Origin of the sequence: Microbacterium alcoholitolerans (genome assembly GCF_050408615.1) — a bacterium.
GTDB lineage: Bacteria > Actinomycetota > Actinomycetes > Actinomycetales > Microbacteriaceae > Microbacterium.
On the sequence record NZ_JBNTKD010000001.1, the window covers coordinates 1,708,719 to 1,725,162 of the forward strand.

At 68.9% G+C, this 16,444-nt stretch carries 13 protein-coding genes; 5 read left to right on the forward strand and 8 right to left on the reverse strand.

The window, feature by feature from the left end; genetic code table 11:
* Window positions 1-50: 50 nt before the first annotated feature.
* A complete protein-coding gene (locus tag ACQUSX_RS08175) occupies window positions 51-2,924 on the reverse strand; it encodes a helix-turn-helix transcriptional regulator (RefSeq protein WP_428906447.1) in 2,874 nt (957 codons plus the stop codon).
* Between the two features lie 50 nt (window positions 2,925-2,974).
* Window positions 2,975-3,208, reverse strand: a complete 234-nt coding sequence (locus tag ACQUSX_RS08180; RefSeq protein ID WP_428906448.1) for a hypothetical protein — start codon at window positions 3,206-3,208, stop codon at window positions 2,975-2,977.
* Between the two features lie 306 nt (window positions 3,209-3,514).
* On the opposite strand from ACQUSX_RS08180, the gene ACQUSX_RS08185 reads away from it, so the two are divergent.
* The 3 genes from ACQUSX_RS08185 to ACQUSX_RS08195 all read left to right on the forward strand — a co-directional run bounded on the left by ACQUSX_RS08185 (window position 3,515) and on the right by ACQUSX_RS08195 (window position 6,761).
* Window positions 3,515-4,825 (forward strand): ABC transporter substrate-binding protein, encoded by a 1,311-nt coding sequence (locus ACQUSX_RS08185; protein ID WP_428906449.1) that lies wholly within the window; start codon window positions 3,515-3,517, stop codon window positions 4,823-4,825.
* An 84-nt stretch (window positions 4,826-4,909) separates the two neighbouring features.
* Window positions 4,910-5,848 carry a carbohydrate ABC transporter permease gene (locus tag ACQUSX_RS08190; protein ID WP_428906450.1) on the forward strand — a complete coding sequence of 313 codons (939 nt, stop codon included), beginning with the start codon at window positions 4,910-4,912 and terminating at the stop codon, window positions 5,846-5,848.
* 1 nt (window position 5,849) lies between these two features.
* Window positions 5,850-6,761 carry a carbohydrate ABC transporter permease gene (locus ACQUSX_RS08195; protein WP_428906451.1) on the forward strand — a complete coding sequence of 304 codons (912 nt, stop codon included), beginning with the start codon at window positions 5,850-5,852 and terminating at the stop codon, window positions 6,759-6,761.
* Between the two features lie 433 nt (window positions 6,762-7,194).
* On the opposite strand, the gene ACQUSX_RS08200 is transcribed toward ACQUSX_RS08195, so the two are convergent.
* Entirely contained in the window at window positions 7,195-8,973 is a 1,779-nt protein-coding gene (locus ACQUSX_RS08200) for a glycoside hydrolase family 35 protein (protein ID WP_428906452.1), read from the reverse strand.
* Between the two features lie 104 nt (window positions 8,974-9,077).
* Between ACQUSX_RS08200 and ACQUSX_RS08205 the strand changes: the two genes are divergently transcribed.
* Window positions 9,078-10,106, forward strand: a complete 1,029-nt coding sequence (locus ACQUSX_RS08205) for a LacI family DNA-binding transcriptional regulator (protein WP_428906453.1) — start codon at window positions 9,078-9,080, stop codon at window positions 10,104-10,106.
* Window positions 10,107-10,133: 27 nt separating this feature from the next.
* Here the strand turns inward: ACQUSX_RS08205 and putP are convergent, their stop codons facing one another.
* On the reverse strand, window positions 10,134-11,648 hold the full coding sequence (gene putP, locus ACQUSX_RS08210; protein ID WP_428906454.1) for a sodium/proline symporter PutP: 1,515 nt from the start codon (window positions 11,646-11,648) through the stop codon (window positions 10,134-10,136).
* A gap of 97 nt (window positions 11,649-11,745) precedes the next feature.
* On the opposite strand from putP, the gene ACQUSX_RS08215 reads away from it, so the two are divergent.
* Window positions 11,746-12,411, forward strand: a complete 666-nt coding sequence (locus ACQUSX_RS08215; RefSeq protein WP_428906455.1) for a DNA alkylation repair protein — start codon at window positions 11,746-11,748, stop codon at window positions 12,409-12,411.
* A 124-nt stretch (window positions 12,412-12,535) separates the two neighbouring features.
* On the opposite strand, the gene ACQUSX_RS08220 is transcribed toward ACQUSX_RS08215, so the two are convergent.
* From ACQUSX_RS08220 to ACQUSX_RS08235, 4 genes are read right to left on the reverse strand one after another with little or no spacing between them, the layout of a single operon-like run.
* Window positions 12,536-13,564: a siderophore-interacting protein gene (locus ACQUSX_RS08220; RefSeq protein ID WP_428906456.1), complete on the reverse strand. Its 1,029-nt coding sequence runs from the start codon at window positions 13,562-13,564 to the stop codon at window positions 12,536-12,538.
* On the reverse strand, window positions 13,554-14,354 hold the full coding sequence (locus ACQUSX_RS08225; RefSeq protein ID WP_428906457.1) for an ABC transporter ATP-binding protein: 801 nt from the start codon (window positions 14,352-14,354) through the stop codon (window positions 13,554-13,556). Before ACQUSX_RS08225 ends, ACQUSX_RS08220 begins: the two co-directional genes overlap by 11 nt.
* Window positions 14,351-15,364 carry a FecCD family ABC transporter permease gene (locus ACQUSX_RS08230; RefSeq protein WP_428907616.1) on the reverse strand — a complete coding sequence of 338 codons (1,014 nt, stop codon included), beginning with the start codon at window positions 15,362-15,364 and terminating at the stop codon, window positions 14,351-14,353. The genes ACQUSX_RS08225 and ACQUSX_RS08230 overlap by 4 nt, the downstream gene beginning before the upstream one ends.
* An 8-nt stretch (window positions 15,365-15,372) precedes the next feature.
* Window positions 15,373-16,419 (reverse strand): FecCD family ABC transporter permease, encoded by a 1,047-nt coding sequence (locus tag ACQUSX_RS08235; protein WP_428906458.1) that lies wholly within the window; start codon window positions 16,417-16,419, stop codon window positions 15,373-15,375.
* Window positions 16,420-16,444 lie beyond the last annotated feature (25 nt).

Consider the following 16,444-nt stretch of genomic DNA (forward strand, 5'->3'; position numbering starts at 1 on the left):
ACCCGGCGCCCCGGCCGGCCGCGCCAGCGCAGCACATCAATGGTGCCGCGTCAGCCGGCGACGGGCTCGACCTGAGTGCGGTAGCGCGCTGCAGCCTCGTTGCGGGTCGCGACACCCAGCTTGCGCAGCACCGCCGAGACGTGAACACTGACGGTCTTCACGCTGATGAAGAGCCGCTCGCCGATCTGCCTGTTGCTGAGCCCCTCGGAGATCAGCTCGAACACCTGCGTCTCGCGCGCTGTCAGCGTCGCGAACCCTTCGGCCGCCTGCGGCCCCACACCCGCGGCGGCGGCGAGTTCAGCCACGTCGCGCTGCAGGCCGACGTGCTCATATTCGGCTGCGCGAGCGGCGGCCTCCGCTAGCAGAGCGGATGCCTCAGTGCGACCCGCACGATCACCGCCGACCACCAGCACCCGGGCCAGCTCGCAGCGCAGGAGCACCTGGAACACCACGGGCATGTCGTCCCGGTCTGCGCTCTCGATGCCCGCCCGCAGTGCGGCGGGGGCTGAATCCAGCAACGCCGTCAGCAGCGCATCCCATCCGTCGGGGTGCAGACCGGCGGGCATCCGATCCCACGCCGTCCGCACACGGTCGGCCAACACCGTGGCATCCGATTCCTCGCCGTTGGCGCGCAGCATGCTGACGACCCAGCCGCCGTCAAGCAGCACTCGGGTCTTCTGTCCGAGGTCGGGGCCGGTGTCATCGAGCATCTGGTTCAGAACCTTCGCCGCTCCGCGTGCATCTCCTCGATTCAGGCACACGACGATCTCGGTGCGCCACAGCGAGTACCGCACCTGCCGCTCGACCTCGGCGATCTGATGCATGCGGGGGCGCCACTCGTCGAGCAGCGCAACGGCCTCGTCGAGTCGACCGCGCCACGCGAGAGCGCGGATGCGCGTGGTCGTCGTATACGCGCGGAACACACGGTGGGTTCGATAGGTGAGATCCTTCGCGAGCAGCTGCTCGGCGCGTCCGATCTGCCCGAGCTCCAGCAGCGGCTCTGCACGGTTCTGCGTGAGCACCGAACCGCTGGTGCGCTCGATGCCGAGGCGCCTGGCATCTTCGACGCCGCCCTCGGCCACCTCGATCGCCGCACGGTAGCGGCCCAGGTTGTAGAGCGCATCAGAGTAGTTGACGCGGTACTTCAGCTGCGCGTCCATGTTCCTCGCGTGCGACCAGGCGAGTCGGTAGTCGGCGAGTCCCGCCTCGACCTCGCCCAGGTGCATCCGGCTGTTGCCGCGGATGTTCGCCGCGATCGAGATGTACGCATCATCTCCGGCCGCCTCGGCGACCCGATACACCTCATCGGCGGTGCGGACCGCGTCGTCCAGCCGGCCGGCGATCATGTATCGCGCCGCGAGCAGTGTGAGCAGCACGGCGTGCAGCCGTGGCTCATCGACGCCGCCCTCCTCGTACACGGCGAGCGCCTGCTGCAGCGTCTCAATCTGATTCGGCTTGCCCAGCGCGGTCAGGTACATGCTCCGGTCGCGCAGCAGCCGCGCCAGCACGGCCGGATCGACGCTGTCACGGTCGACCTCATCCAGGGCCATGTTGACGACCATCAGCGCCCGCTCGGCATCGCCGGCATTGCGCAGGATCGAGCCCAGCCTGGCGAGCAGGGCGACATGATCGACCCCGGCAGCCTCCTCGGCATCGGGAACCTGATCCCACAGCTCGAGCGCGAGTTCGCCGTAGCGTGCCGCTGTCGAGAACGCGAAGCTGCTCCGCGAGCGGTGCATGGCGACGATCGCCGCCGTCAGCGCACGGCGGGGGTCATGCGCCTGACTCCAGTGGTAGGCGAGCGCCGACTCCTGGCATCCGATGCATGCCGACGCGCGCTCCTCGAGCGCCTCAGCGTAGGCGCGATGCAGCCGTGCACGCTCGCCCGGCAGCAGATCGTCGTGCACCGCCTCGCGCAGCAGCGCGTGCCGGAAGCCGTAGGTGTCGTCGGAGCGCACCGCGAGGATGGCGACGTTCGCGGCCTCTCGGACGCCATCATCGAGCCGATCGTCCGGCAGATCCACCAGCCGGACGAGCAGCTCGTGGTCGATCGGGGCGTCCGAGCCGGAGGCCGTGCGAACGATCTTCTGCGCATCTGCGCTCAGCGAGTCGTAGCGAGCCAGCAGCACTTCGCGCAGCGTCTCGGGTATGGGGCCGAGGGCGTTGCAGGAGAGCTCTTCGATGAAGAAGGGAACTCCTTCGGCGCGCTCCTGCACACGTTCGAACACGGCATCATCGACGGGCCCCGTGAGCGACTCCATCAGCTCGCGGACCTCGACATCGCCGAGCCGCTGCAGCGTGATCCGCTCGATCAGCCGCGCTCGCTCGGCCTCGACGAGGAACGACCGCACCGCCGCGCCTCGGCGGACCTCGTCGACGCGACAGGTGATGACGAAGAGCACGCGCGCATCGTCGATAGCGCGCAGCAGAAACGACAGCATCGCCAGGCTCGCGTCATCCGCCCAGTGCAGGTCCTCGATGAGGACGACCACGGGGCGAGCGGATGCCGCCGCCTCGAACAGCGAGACGATGGCCTCGCGCAGCGCTTCGGGCGAGGTCTCGTCGTGTTCGAGGCGTTCCCCGCCGAGCTCCGGCAGCAGCAGTCGCAGCGCTCCGCGCGCGGGGCCGGCCGATTCGGCGGTCGGGTCGGCGAGGCTCTGGAGCATTCCCCGCAGGATCGCCGGCAGCGGGCCATAGGGCGATGGGGTGGCGCCGTAGTCGAGGCACCAGCCTGTGAAGACATCGGCCGTGGCATCCGCGCGCTCTCGGAACTCGCGCAGCAACCGGCTCTTGCCGATGCCAGCCTCGCCTGCGACGAGCACCGCGCCGGAGTCACCCCCGCTGGCGCGCTGCAGTGCGGCGTCGAGTCGAGCCGATTCGACGTCGCGTCCCACCATGCCGGCGGTCGGTGCGATGACGGACATGAATTCATCGTGCCACTGACCGCCGACATCGGGAACGCGATGCGATGCGCTCACGCGACGTCCGTCGCCATCCGGCCCGCGGTGGCGGATGCAGCGGATGTCTCGCGCACGGCCGCGTCCGGCCTGGCGGTGCGCGTGCGGTGCAGCATCCGATCCATCCAGCTGCGGCGAGGGACGAGCCGCTCGGGGTGCTCCCGCGCGGCTCGCGCCCGCTCGATCATCACGACCTGACGCTCGAGATCGACCTGACTCACGAGGTGGGTGAGGTAGGGGTGCTCGTACATGGGATCTCCTTCTTCGACGAGATCCACACTCCTCGCTGAGGCACCCAGCGGGCATCGGAAGAGTTCCCTATCCTTCCGCCGGATCCGCCTCAGATCTGTGGACGAGACGAACCCCCGCACACCGGCGGCAGGCGAGGCAGCGGGAATGAGAGCGCTATCCAGGCGCATCTGCTACACGCATAAATCCGGCGGCATCCGGTTTGGCAGCGCAAACATTCTGTTGTTTAATGACACACGGAGCAGTACCCGCGAACCGGGCACGGCATCCGACCTCACCCTTTCGCACTCATCGGAGAGCACAGCAAAATGGCACCCACCTCACGCATCATCCGCACCGCCGCTGTCGTCAGCGTCGGCGCACTGTCCGCCTTCGGTCTGGCTGCCTGCAGCAGCGACGCCGGCGACGCACCGACCAGCGGCGAGCCGGTCACGATCGAATACATGCACCGCCTCGACAACGGCACCGACATGGCCACCGTCGCCGAGATCGCGGAGCGCTGGAACGAGGCGAACCCCGACATCCAGGTCAAGACGACCAAGTTCGACGGCGCCGCCACGGACATGGTCCTCAAGCTGGAGACCGATGTGAAGGCCGGAAACGCGCCGTGCCTCGCGCAGGTCGGCTACTCCGAGGCGCCGCAGCTCTTCGTGAAGGGCCTGCTCGAGGACGTCACGACCGAGGCAGAGAAGTACGAGTCCAACTACTCGGCCGGCGCCTTCGCGGGCATGCGCGTCGGCGACGTCATCGTCGGCCTTCCCCAGGACGTCGGTCCGCTGGTGTACTTCTACAACGCCGACGCATTCGAGCAGCTCGGCCTCGACGTCCCGGCCACCATCGAGGACCTGGCTGCCGACTCGGCCACCGCCGCAGCACAGGGCAAGTACGTCACCGCCTTCACCGCTGACGAGGCCACGCACTGGCTCGCCGCGCAGTCGGCTGCCGCCGGCGACACCTGGTTCTCGACCGAGGGCGAGGAGTGGATCGTCGACGCCGAGGGCCCCGGTTCGCAGAAGGTCGCCGCCTTCTGGCAGAACCTGCTCGACAACGACCTGACGCTGAAGGCCGACCGCTGGGGCGAGCCGTTCACCATCGCCCTCAATGACGGCAGCCTGATCGGCCACGTCGGCGCGGCATGGGAGGCGGGCTTCCTGCTCGACTCGCTCGACGGCACCGAGGCCGAGGGCCAGTGGCGCGTCGCGCAGCTCCCCGACTTCGGCGCCGGCGAGATGACCGGTCCTGACGGCGGCTCGGGCGTCGCAGTCCTGAAGGGCTGCGAGAATGCGGCCGAGGCCATGAAGTTCAACGACTGGTTCAACACCCAGATCGACGACCTCGCATCGCAGGGCCTCGTGGTCGCGGCCAACGGCGCCCCGAAGAGCAGCGAGAAGATGCTGCGCCAGTTCGGCGGCCAGGACGTGCTCGCCGAGCTCGCCACCGCGACCGCGAACATGAACCCGGACTTCCCCTACGCACCCGGCTTCTCCACGCTGTCGGCAATGACCGAGACCGCCGCCGGCGTCACCGCCGGCGAGAAGAAGGTCGCCGACATCTTCGCCACGGCTCAGACCACGGCGGTCAAGGCGCTGACGGACCTCGGCCTGCCGGTCGCCGAGTAACCCGACCCACAGCACGCAGATCAGGCGGGGGCCACCGCATCGCGGCAGCCCTCGCCTGATCCATTCGAAAGGCGGCATCACACCGTGAGCACTGAGTCCATCAGCCGACGCTCCCGTGCGCGAAGAGGTTTCCGCGCACGGCAGGAGGCACGCACGGGATGGCTGTTCATGGCGCCGTTCGCGGCGCTGTTCATCCTGGTCTTCCTCGTGCCGATCGTCATCTCGGTGCGAGCCGCGTTCTTCGCGCAGAAGCCGGCCGGAGGCGGCCTGTTCGGCGGCGGAGAGCTCGTGGACACGTTCGTCGGATTCGACAACCTCGCCGCGGCGGCCACCAACGAGGCGTTCTGGATCGGCATGGGGCGTGTCGTGCTCTACGGCGCATTCCAGATCCCGGTGATGATCATCGCCGCGCTCGCGCTGGCTCTGCTGCTGGACTCGTTCCTCGTGCGGCGCCCGGCGTTCTTCCGCCTGTCGTTCTTCCTGCCGTTCGCCATCCCCGGCGTGATCGCCGCGATGATCTGGCTCTACCTGTACACGCCCGAGGTCTCGCCGTTCATCCCGTTCCTGCCCGCCGGCACCGACTTCATGGCCCCGGGCACGATCCTGGCCTCGATGGCCAACATGACCACCTGGACCTACACCGGGTACAACATGCTGATCTTCCTCGCGGCTCTTCAGTCCATCCCCCGCGAGCTCTATGAGGCCGCCCGCATCGACGGCGCCAACGGGTTCCAGATATCCATGCGCATCAAGGTGCCCATGGTGCGCGGCGCGGCGCTGCTGGCGGTGCTGCTGTCGATCATCGGCACGATCCAGCTCTTCAACGAACCGGTCATCATGGAGGGCGCCAACTCGTGGATGGGCCTGGACTACACGCCGATGATGCTCACCTACAACTCGATGATGGGCGAGCTCTCGCCGTCAGGCAGCGGCCCCGCCTCGGCGTACTCGCTGCTGCTGGCCGTCATCGCCGGCCTGCTCGCCGTCGTGTACGCGTTCGCACAGCGCAGAAAGGCGAACTGACATGAGCGCCACCACCGTGATCACCGCCGGCGTGAAGAAGCGCCGCATCGCAGCATCCGCAGATCTGCCTCCGCGCTCCATCGCACCCGGACCCGTCGCGCGGACGTTCGGCATCATCGCGCTCATCGTCGCGCTGCTCTACTTCCTCGTGCCCGTGTTCTGGGTCATCGTCGCGTCGACCAAGAGCAACGCCGATCTCACGAACACCTTCGGCTTCTGGTTCGCCGACTGGAACCTCCCCGCCAACTACGACAGCCTGATGAACTGGACCCAGGGCAACTTCTGGCGCTGGGTCGGCAACTCGGTGCTGTACTCGACGGCGGCCGGAGTCATCGGCACGCTGTTCGCTGTGATGGCCGGCTACGCGATCTCGAAGTTCGCCTTCCCGGGCAAGAAGATCGCGGTCGCCGTGATCATGGCAGGGCTCCTGCTGCCAGTCGCACTGCTGACGGTGCCGCTGTACATGGAGTTCCACGCGCTGGGCCTCACGAACACGATGTGGGCGATCATCATCCCGTCGGCTGTCTCGCCGTTCGGCGTGTTCCTCGGCATGGTCTACGCGGAGTCGTCCGTGCCGACCGAGCTGCTCGAGGCCGCGCGCATCGACGGCGCCGGCGAGGTGCGCATCTTCTTCACGATCGTGCTGCGTCTGCTGAGCCCGGCGATGGTGACGATCTTCCTGTTCATCTTCGTCGCGACGTGGAACAACTTCCTGCTGCCGCTGATGATGATCTCGAGCCCCGAACTCAAGCCGGTCACCCTCGGCCTGTACGGCATGATGAGCTACTTCGCCCCCGAGAAGGGCGCAGTCATGCTCGGCGCACTGCTGGGTGTCGTGCCGCTGATCATCCTGTTCTTCACGCTGCAGCGCTACTGGCGCAGCGGCCTGGCCGCCGGCGCCGTGAAGGGCTGACGCCGCGCCTGCTGCGCCTGTTCGCCCGCGCCTGCCGCTGTCCTGGGAGGCGCTTCTTCGCGTTCGGGTACGGGGAGTGCGCGGATGCCGGATGCCGCTTGCCGGATGCCGGGGACGGCGCATCCCGGGATTCGACGCCGAAAGGAGCCAAATGCGCGTTATGAGCACCTCATAGCCGGCATTTGGCTCCCAGCGCGTCCCCGCGCGGCGAAACGGCGCGCTCGGCGAGACCCATCGCTCGGCGAGACCCGCAGCGCGGCGAGATAACGCGCGCAGGCTCGGACCGAACGCTGCCGAGGAGCCAAATACACGTTATGAGCACCTCATGACAGACATCTGGCTCCCCGACACGGTGACGGGGAGCCAGATGCGACAGACGCGGCGAAACCCACGCGGCGAAACCCACGCGGCGAAACCCGCGCGACCGCCAGGGTCAGCTGCCGATGAACTCCTCGACGGGGCCGAAGACCGGCTCCTCACGGATCTCGACGGTGGCGCCGAGGCGATCCGTGTCGAGCACGACGACCTCGTTGGCACCCTCGCGCCACAGCGGCGCCGGCGCGTAGAGGGTCTCCTGCGGGCCGCGCTCCCAGTGGCGTCCGAGCAGGAAGCCGTTCAGCCAGACCATGCCCTTCCCCGCGCCGGGCAGCGCTAGCCAGGCATCCGCGACATCCGCGACGTCGAACGTCGCCACCGCGACACCCGCGACACCCGCGACATCCGCGACACCCGCCGCACCGACACCCGCCGCAACCCCAGAGGGAACCGCATCGCCGAGCACGCGGTGCTCCCAGCCGTGCACGTAGCGCCGGTTGTTGATGACGACGCCCTGCAGGATGCCCTTGGCTTCGCCCGTGAGCGGCCCGTAGTTGATGCGTCCGAGGCTCTCGACGATGATCGTCAGGCGCCCGGCGCCGCCTTCGGCCGGCAGGGCGAGCGTGTGCTCGCCGTCGTGCTCGAGCACACCGAGACGGACGTCGTCGATGTAGAGGATCGCGCGGTCGCGCAGCCCCCGGATGCTGATGGTCGCCGACTCCGGGAAGGTGATCTCCGACTCGTAGGCGACAAGCCCGTCCTCGGCGCCGAGCTCTTCGAACGTGAGCGGAACCGGCGACGGCGCGGTGAGGGCGGCGGCGCGCACGGCATCCAGCAGCGATGCCCGCGCGATGAGCGGGGCGGATGCCGCGGCCTGGCAGCGCGGGGCATCCGGGATCGCCGGCAGCTCACCGTCGTGGAACGGGGCGAATGAGGCGCGAAGCGCGTGGAACTTGTCGTTCAGCGTGCCGTCCTCGCCGATGGGCGCGTCGGAGTCGTAGCTGGTGATGGTCGGCTGGATGATCCCGTCGTGGTTGGCTCCGGCCCACAGGCCGAAGTTCGTTCCGCCGTGCGCCATGTAGAGGCTGACCGATCCGCCCGCGGCGAGCAGCTCGTCGACCGTGCCGATCATGCTCGCGGCCGAGCGCACATGGTGCTGCTCGCCCCAGTGGTCGAACCATCCGCCCCACAGCTCGCTGCACATCAGGTGCTCGCCCTCGCGGCGCAGCGCCACGGCGGCAGGCACGCCGGTGCCGAACGTGAAGGTGCCCATGGCGCCGGGAGTGCTGCCGTTGTGCACCATGTCGGCGGTCGTGCCGTCGGCCGTGGTGAGCAGCTCGACCATGCCGCGCGAGGTCAGCGCGTCGCGCAGGTACGCCATGTATCCGGCGTCGCTGCCGTAGGAGCCGTACTCGTTCTCGACCTGGATGAGCCGGATCGGTCCGCCGTTCGCCGCCTGCAGCGGGACGAGCTGCGGGATGAGCTGGTCGTACCAGGCATCCACCGCGGCGAGGAAGCCGGCGTCGACCGTGCGAATGGCTCGGGTGCGTCCGGAGAGCCAGAACGGGATGCCACCGTTCGACCATTCCGCGCAGATGTACGGGCTGGGGCGCACGAACACGTCGAGACCCACCTCTCCCGCGATGCGGATGAAGCGGGCGACGTCGCGCCAGCCGGAGAAGTCGTACTCGCCCTCGGCGCGCTCGTGGAAATTCCAGGCGATGTAGGTGTCCACCGTGTTCGCGCCCATCGCGGCGAGGCGGCGCAGGCGGTCCTCCCACTGATCCGGGTGCACGCGGAAGTAATGCACGGCGCCGGACAGGATGCGATGCGGCTCGCCGTCGCGAAGGATCTCGCCGTCGCGCCAGGCGAGTGAGGCGGCTGCGGAGGTGGACATGAATCTCCCTTGATGACGATGTTCGCCAATGACGATGTTTGCGCTCTCATTCTGTCATCCACTGGCCTTGCGGGCCAATCGCTCCCTGTCGCTAACATTGGCACATGTCACCACGTCACCCGTCAGCCGACCGGACGCCGAACCAGGTCGACGTAGCCCGATTGGCCGGCGTGTCGACGCAGACCGTCTCCCGGGTCGTGTCGGGGCAGCAGAATGTCCGCCCCGAGACCGCCCGCCGTGTGCTCGCCGCCGTGGAAGAGCTCGGCTATCGCGTGCACGCCGCGGCCGCATCGCTCGCGTCCGGCCGAACGCGCATCCTCGGTGTGATCGTCGTCTCGACCGACCGCTACTCCACCGCAGCGCTCGGTGTGGGCATCCAGCAGGCGGCAGCCGAGCACCGCTACACCGTGACCACCGCCGCCGTCGCCGATCACGCATCGACGGATGCCTTCGTCGAGGCCTTCGACCGTCTCGAACGACAGGGAGCCGAGGGCATCATCCTCGGTGTGCCCGTCGAGCTCGTCAGCCCGGCGATGCGCCTGCGCTCCGAGCGCACGCCCTCCACCCGCACGGAGCGCACGTCGATAGACGCCGATGCGCCCCTCATCGTCGACCAGCACGCCATCGCCCGCCTCGCCGTCGAGCATCTGCTGGATCTCGGGCACAAGACGGTGTGGCACGTGCCGGGCGATGACTACTGGCTCGAGACGCTTCAGCGTCGCGAGGCGTGGGAGCAGGTGCTCACCGAGCGAGGCATCACTCCTCCGCCGCTGATCCCCGGCGACTGGACGCCGGAGTCCGGCTACCGCGCCGGGCGCACCATCGCAGCCATCCCCGAGGCGACGGCCGTGTTCGTGTCGAGCGATGAGATGGCGTTCGGCCTGATGCGCGCGCTGCACGAGGCGGGTCGCAGCGTTCCCGACGACATCTCGGTGGTGAGCGTCGACGACATCGCCCTCGCCGGCTTCGCCTCCCCCGCCCTGACCACGGTTCGCCAGCCGTTCGAGGAGATGGGACGCGCCGCTGCACTGCGCCTCATCTCGCAGCTCGAGGGCGCTGATCTCTCGGATGCTGTCGGAGACGTGCATCCGGATCTCATCGTGCGCGCGTCGACGGCGCCGCCCCGGGCCTGATGCCCCTGCGGCGCACCGTCACATCGGTCAGGGGGTGTCGCCGACCGCGTGCGGACGCGGCACGGTGAGCATCGTGCCGGTGTCGCTGAACTCCTTCTCGATCTCGTCGTTGCGGCGGTAGGTGAGCAGGCTGACCACGACCGTCACGATCGTCGCGAGCACGAACGCCGGCAGCAGCTCGTAGAGTCCGGTCTCGAGCGCCTTCCAGATGAAGACGGTCGCAGCGCCCACGAACATGCCAGCGAGCGCACCCCAGTTCGTCAGTCGTCGCCAGAACAGGCTGAGCAGGATGATCGGACCGAACGCCGCGCCGAAGCCGGCCCACGCGAACGACACGAGTCCGAGGATGCTGTCGTTCGGCGTGATCGCCAGCAGCATCGCGATGATCGCCACCACCAGCACGGTCAGCCGTCCCATCATCACCAGCGTCTTCGGCCGTGGCGTGTCCTTGCGGAACACCTTGAACAGGTCCTCGACCAGCGCCGACGACGACACGATCAGCTGACTGGAGACCGTGCTCATGATCGCCGCGAGCACCGCCGCCAGCACGAGTCCGGCGACGAAGGGATGCAGCAGCGTCTGCGCCATGACGAGAACCACGGTCTCGGGGTCGGCGAGGTCGATGCCGTTGGCGGCCATGTAGGCGATGCCGACCAGACCCGAGATCACAGCGCCGGCGAGCGACAGGATCATCCAGGAGATGCCGATGCGACGGGCGGACTTCGCCTCCTGCGGCGAGCGCAGCGCCATGAAGCGGACCACGATGTGCGGCTGCCCGAAGTAGCCGAGCCCCCACGCGAGCGACGAGATGATCGCGAGGATCGTCGCTCCGGTGATCGCCGTGCCGCCGAACCATGACAGGTGGTCGGAACCGGCGTTCGCGGCGATGAGGTCGGCCGTGTTGCCGAGACCGCCGATCGCGATGACCGCCGCCACCGGGACGACGATCAGCGCGATCACCATCATCAGCCCCTGCACGACATCGGTCAGGGATGCCCCCAGGAAGCCCCCGAACAGGGTGTACAGCAGGGTGATGGCACCGATCAGCAGCATCCCGAACAGGTAGTTCCCACCGAACGAGCCCTCGAAGAACACGCCGGCGGCGACCATGCCGGCCGAGATGTACAGCGTGAAGAACACCAGGATGACGACGCCCGAGAGGATGCGCAGCAGCCGCGTGTTGTCGCGCAAGCGGTTCTCGAAGAAGCTCGGGACGGTGATCGAGTTGCGCGAGACCTCGGTGTAGGCACGCAGCCGCGGGGCGACCAGCAGCCAGTTGAGGTAGGCGCCGATGGTCAGGCCGATGGCGATCCACGCCTCGATCAGGCCGGTCAGGAAGATCGCGCCGGGCAGGCCCATCACCAGCCAGCCGGACATGTCGGATGCTCCGGCGCTGAGTGCCGCGACCCACGGCGGCAGATTGCGCCCGCCGAGCATGTAGTCCTCGTGATCATCGGTGCGTCTGAACGCGATGTACCCGATGAACAGCATGCCCGCAAAGTACAGCCCGAGCGCGATGTAGGTGAAGATCTGGTCGGACATCATCGTCCCTCCCGCGGTGGAGGTCACCGCTCCAGTGCTACCGATGATGCCAAAGGCCACCGACCTGCACCAGGGTGATGCGGCCTACGCTGGGTGCATGGCCACCCTGACGACTGCGGATGCGCTCGCCGAACTCGCCGCGCTGGAAGACCCGAGAGCCCGCGCCGTGAACGAGCGGCACGGCGATGCGCACGGCGTCAATCTGTCGAAGATGCGCGCCGTCGCGAAGCGGATCGGGATGGACACCGACTTCGCGCGGGAGCTGTGGGAGACGGACGACGTGGCCGGTCAGCTGCTCGCGCTGCTCGTCGCGAAGCCGCGCGAGCTCTCCAGCGATGAGGTGGATCGGATGCTGCGCAGCACGCGCTCTGCCAAGGCGCACGACTGGCTGGTGAACTACATCGCCAAGAAGTCGCCACACGCCGAAGAGCTGAGGCTCCGCTGGTTCGATGATGCGGATGCCGATGCCAGAGCGGCCGGATGGTCACTCACCTCGGCGCGGGTGATCAAGAAGCCCGAAGGGCTCGATCTGGACGCGCTGCTCGACCGCATCGAGCGCGAGCTCGTCGCCGCTCCCGCCCGGGAGCAGTGGGCCATGAATGAGACGCTCGCGTACATCGGCATCCATCATCCGGCGCTGCGCGAGCGCGCGCTCGAGATCGGCAACCGCCTGCAGGTGCTGGCCGACTACCCCACGCCGCCGAACTGCACGTCGCCCTTCGCCCCGGCCTGGATCGCCGAGATGGTCCGCCGCCAGGGCTGAGCTTCAGCCGCGCATCGGGCATCCGACGCTCGAGAACCGGTCATAACCCGAGAACAGGCCCGTTCTCGCGAAATCGACCTGTCGCGGCGAACGAGCCTGTTCTCGGGCGCCCCCAGCGGCGGGTTCAGCCGCGCATCGCGACGCCGCGGCGCCAGTAGCCCATGAAGGCGACCTGCGCGCGGTCGATGCCGAGCCCCTTCACCAGATGTCGGCGCAGGGTGGTGACGACGCCGCTCTCGCCGGCGATCCAGAAGTAGCGCTCCGCGCCGCCGGCGACGGGCGCGATCTCCTCGCCGAGGCCCGAGTAGACCGGCGTCTCCCACACCAGGTCCTCGCCCTCGGCATCCTGCACCACGATCTCGCCCAGCGATCCGCCGGCCGAGGCATCGAGGTAGTCGAGCACGGTCGGGATCACGCGCAGCCCATGCGCCACCTCGCCGCGCGGCAGCCAGTGCACCTCCACGCCCGCAGGCGCGTCGATGCCCAGGGCGTCCGCGGCATCCGGAACCTCGATGAACGCGATGCCGCGCAGGTCGCGCGGGGCGTCCTCGAGGATGCGCGCGATCGCGGGAGCCGCGGTCTCATCGCCCACCAGGCAGACCTGAGACGCGTCACCCGGGTCGTACTCGATGCCGCTGCGGTCCTCGCGGTCGCGGCGCGGGCCGACCATGAGCAGTGCGTCGCCGACGCTCGCGCCGCTCGCCCACAGCGAGGCAGGTCCGGTGAGCCCGGGCTCGAGGTGCAGCACGAAGTCGACGACGACCTCGGTGCTCGCCGCGGCGCCTTCGCCCACGCGCAGCTCGCGCACGGAGTAGGTGCGCATCGAGCCGCGCTGTTCCTCCGGGACGGCGAGGTAGGCGCCCCACCAGTCGTCGGTGTCGCGGTCGACGGGAGGGAGCACGCCGGATGCCGGCGGGAAGACCAGCTTGATGCGGGCATCGTAGACGTCGCCGGGCGTTCCGAACTCTTCGAGCTCGTCACCGCCGAAGGTAACCCGCACGAAGCTCGGCGAGACGCGCTCGACCGCACGCACCTCGGCGCGTGCGAGCACGTACGGCGGCCTGGTTCGAGTGGATGCCAGGCTCGTTCTAGCGGACTCGCGCACTTCAGCGGACTCGCGCACTTCAGCGGACTCGCGCACTTCAGCGGACATGGTGCCTTCCCATCGGTGTGACCATCGGCTTGCCGGAGGCGGGGTCCTCGGTGACGACGTTCGCCATCCCGAAGACCTCCTCCACGAGCTCGCTGGTGAGGATCTGCTGCGGCGCGCCGACCGCGTGCACGCGGCCCGACTTCATGGCGACCAGCTGGTCGGCGTAGCGCGCGGCGAGGTTGAGGTCGTGCAGCACCATCACGATCGTGGTGCCGCGCGAGACGCTGAGGTCGGTGAGCAGGTCGAGCACGTCGATCTGGTGCGCGACGTCGAGGAACGTCGTCGGCTCGTCGAGCAGCAGGATGTCGGTCTCCTGCGCGAGCGCCATGGCGATCCACACCCGCTGACGCTGACCTCCCGAGAGCTCGTCGACACTGCGGTCGGCGAGATCGGTGATCCCGGTCGCCTCGAGAGCGTCGGCGACGACGGCGTAGTCGTGGGCGCTCCAGCGCGCCAGCGCCTTCTGATGCGGATGGCGGCCACGACCGACCAGGTCCGCGACGGCGATGCCCTCAGGCGCGAGCGGTGACTGCGGCAGCAGTCCCACGACGCGCGCGACCTCTTTGGTGTGCATGGAGCGCAGCGGTGCGCCGTCCAGACGCACCTCGCCCGCGGCGGGGCGGAGCAGACGGGCGAGAGCGCGCAGCAGCGTGGACTTGCCGCATCCGTTCGAGCCGACGATCGCGGTGATCTGCCCGGGCGCGATGGCGAGGTCGAGGTCGGTGATCACGGTGCGGTCGCCGTAGCCGAGCGTGAGACCGTTCGCCGTCAGGGTGTGGGATGCGGTCACAGTGATCCTCCCGCGCGGTTGGTGCGGATGAGCAGATAGATCAGATACGGCGCCCCGAGGATGCCCGTGATGACTCCGACCGGGTAGCGCCCGTCGAGGGCGAACTGGCCGATCAGGTCGGCGACGAGCACCAGCAGCGCGCCGACAAGCGCGGAGGGCACCAGCAGAGTGGCGCCGGGGCCGGTGATCCGCGCGGCGATGGGGCCCGCCATGAAGGCGACGAAGGCGATCGGCCCGGTGGCGGCGGTGGCGAAGCCGAGCAGGATGACGGCGCCGATGATGAGCAGCAGGCGGGTCGTCGACACGCGCACGCCGAGGCCGGCTGCCGAGTCGTCGCCCAGGCGCAGCATGCTCAGGTTGCGCTGCCGGGTGAGCATCAGCGGGGCGACGATCACGCAGATGAGCAGCAGCGGCAGCAGACGGTCCCAGCTGGCGGAGTTCAGGCTTCCGGTCAGCCACTGCATCGCCGCCTGAATGTCCCAGTCGGCGGCGCGCGACAGCTGGTAGGAGATGACCGACTGCAGCATCGCAGCGATGCCGATGCCGATCAGGATGAGCCGCACGCCGGCGAAGCCGCCCTTGTACGAGAGCAGATAGATGGTGAGCGCGGTCAGCAGAGCGCCGAAGAGTGCGAACACCGACACCCCGAAGCCCGACATCGAGAACGCGACGATGCCGAGCACCGCCGCGGCACTCGCGCCGGTGGTGATGCCGATGATGTCGGGGGATGCCAGTGGGTTGCGCAGCATGGACTGGAACGTGACTCCCGCCATGCCGAATGCGACACCCGCGAGCACCGCGCTGATCGACCGCGGCAGTCGCAGCTCGCCGACCGTGAACGAGGCACCGGGGACCTGCTCGCCGAGGATGACGCGGAGCACTTCGCCCGGCGTGTAGAAGGTGTTGCCGATCATCAGCGAGACGGCGAAGACGCCGAGCACCAGCACCGCCAGCACGACGCTCGCGACGGCGTGCCGTCGCTGACGACGCCGGCGGCCGGCGATGATCATCGTCGTGCTCACAGTTCACGCACCTTCTGCCGGCGCACGATCCAGATGAACAGGGGTGCGCCTATGACGGCGGTGATGATGCCGACCTGGATCTCCTCGGTGGGCGAGAGCAGCCGGCCGATGATGTCGCCGGCGGTCAGCAGGGCGGCGCCCGCCAGTGCCGAGAACGGCAGCAGCCACCGATGGTCGGAGCCGATCAGCATCCGGCACATGTGCGGCACGACGAGCCCGACGAACCCGATCGGTCCTGCGATGGCGGTCGCGACGCCGGCGAGGATGACGGCGCCCAGCGCCGACAGCATCCGCGTGCGCGCGACGTTCTCACCGAGCCCGGTGGCCATGTCGTCGCCGAGCGCCAGGGAGTTCATGCCGCGCGCGCTGGCCAGGCAGATCAGTGCGCCGACGGCGAGGACGGGCACGGCCATCGCCATGCGCGACCAGTCGGCACCGCCGACACCGCCGACCTGCCATGCCTGGAAGCTGCCGAGGATGTCGACGCGCGGCAGCATGATCGCGCTGATCAGCGAGGCGAAGGCGGCGGAGGTGGCTGCTCCGGCGAGCGCGAGCTTCAGCGGTGTCGCGCCTCCCCGGCCGAGCGAGCCGACGAGGTAGACGAACACGGCGGCCGCCGCGGCGCCGACGATCGCGAAGCCCATGTATGCGAGCGGGTGCGTGATCCCGGCGAAGGCGATGCCGAGCACGATCGCGAACGAGGCGCCGTTCGTGACCCCGAGGATGCCGGGATCGGCGATCGGGTTCCTCGTGACCGCCTGCATCGTGGCGCCGCTCAGCGCCAGCGCCGCGCCGACGAGGATAGCCAGCACGGTGCGCGGGATGCGCTTGAGGACAGCAGCCTGCGAGATCGTGTCGCTGTGCCCGGACAGCGCGGCGAGGATGTCGTCGACCGACACCGCGCGCGACCCGAACGAGACCGAGAGCACGCACAGCACCAGCAGCACGCCGACGCCGGTGACCAGCCAGACGCCGCGCAGCAGTGCCGGGCGCCGCAGGTCTGCGGCGCCCGGCACGATCGCCGGTGCGGTGGTCACGGTCATGGGATCAGGTTCTGAGGGGTCGACG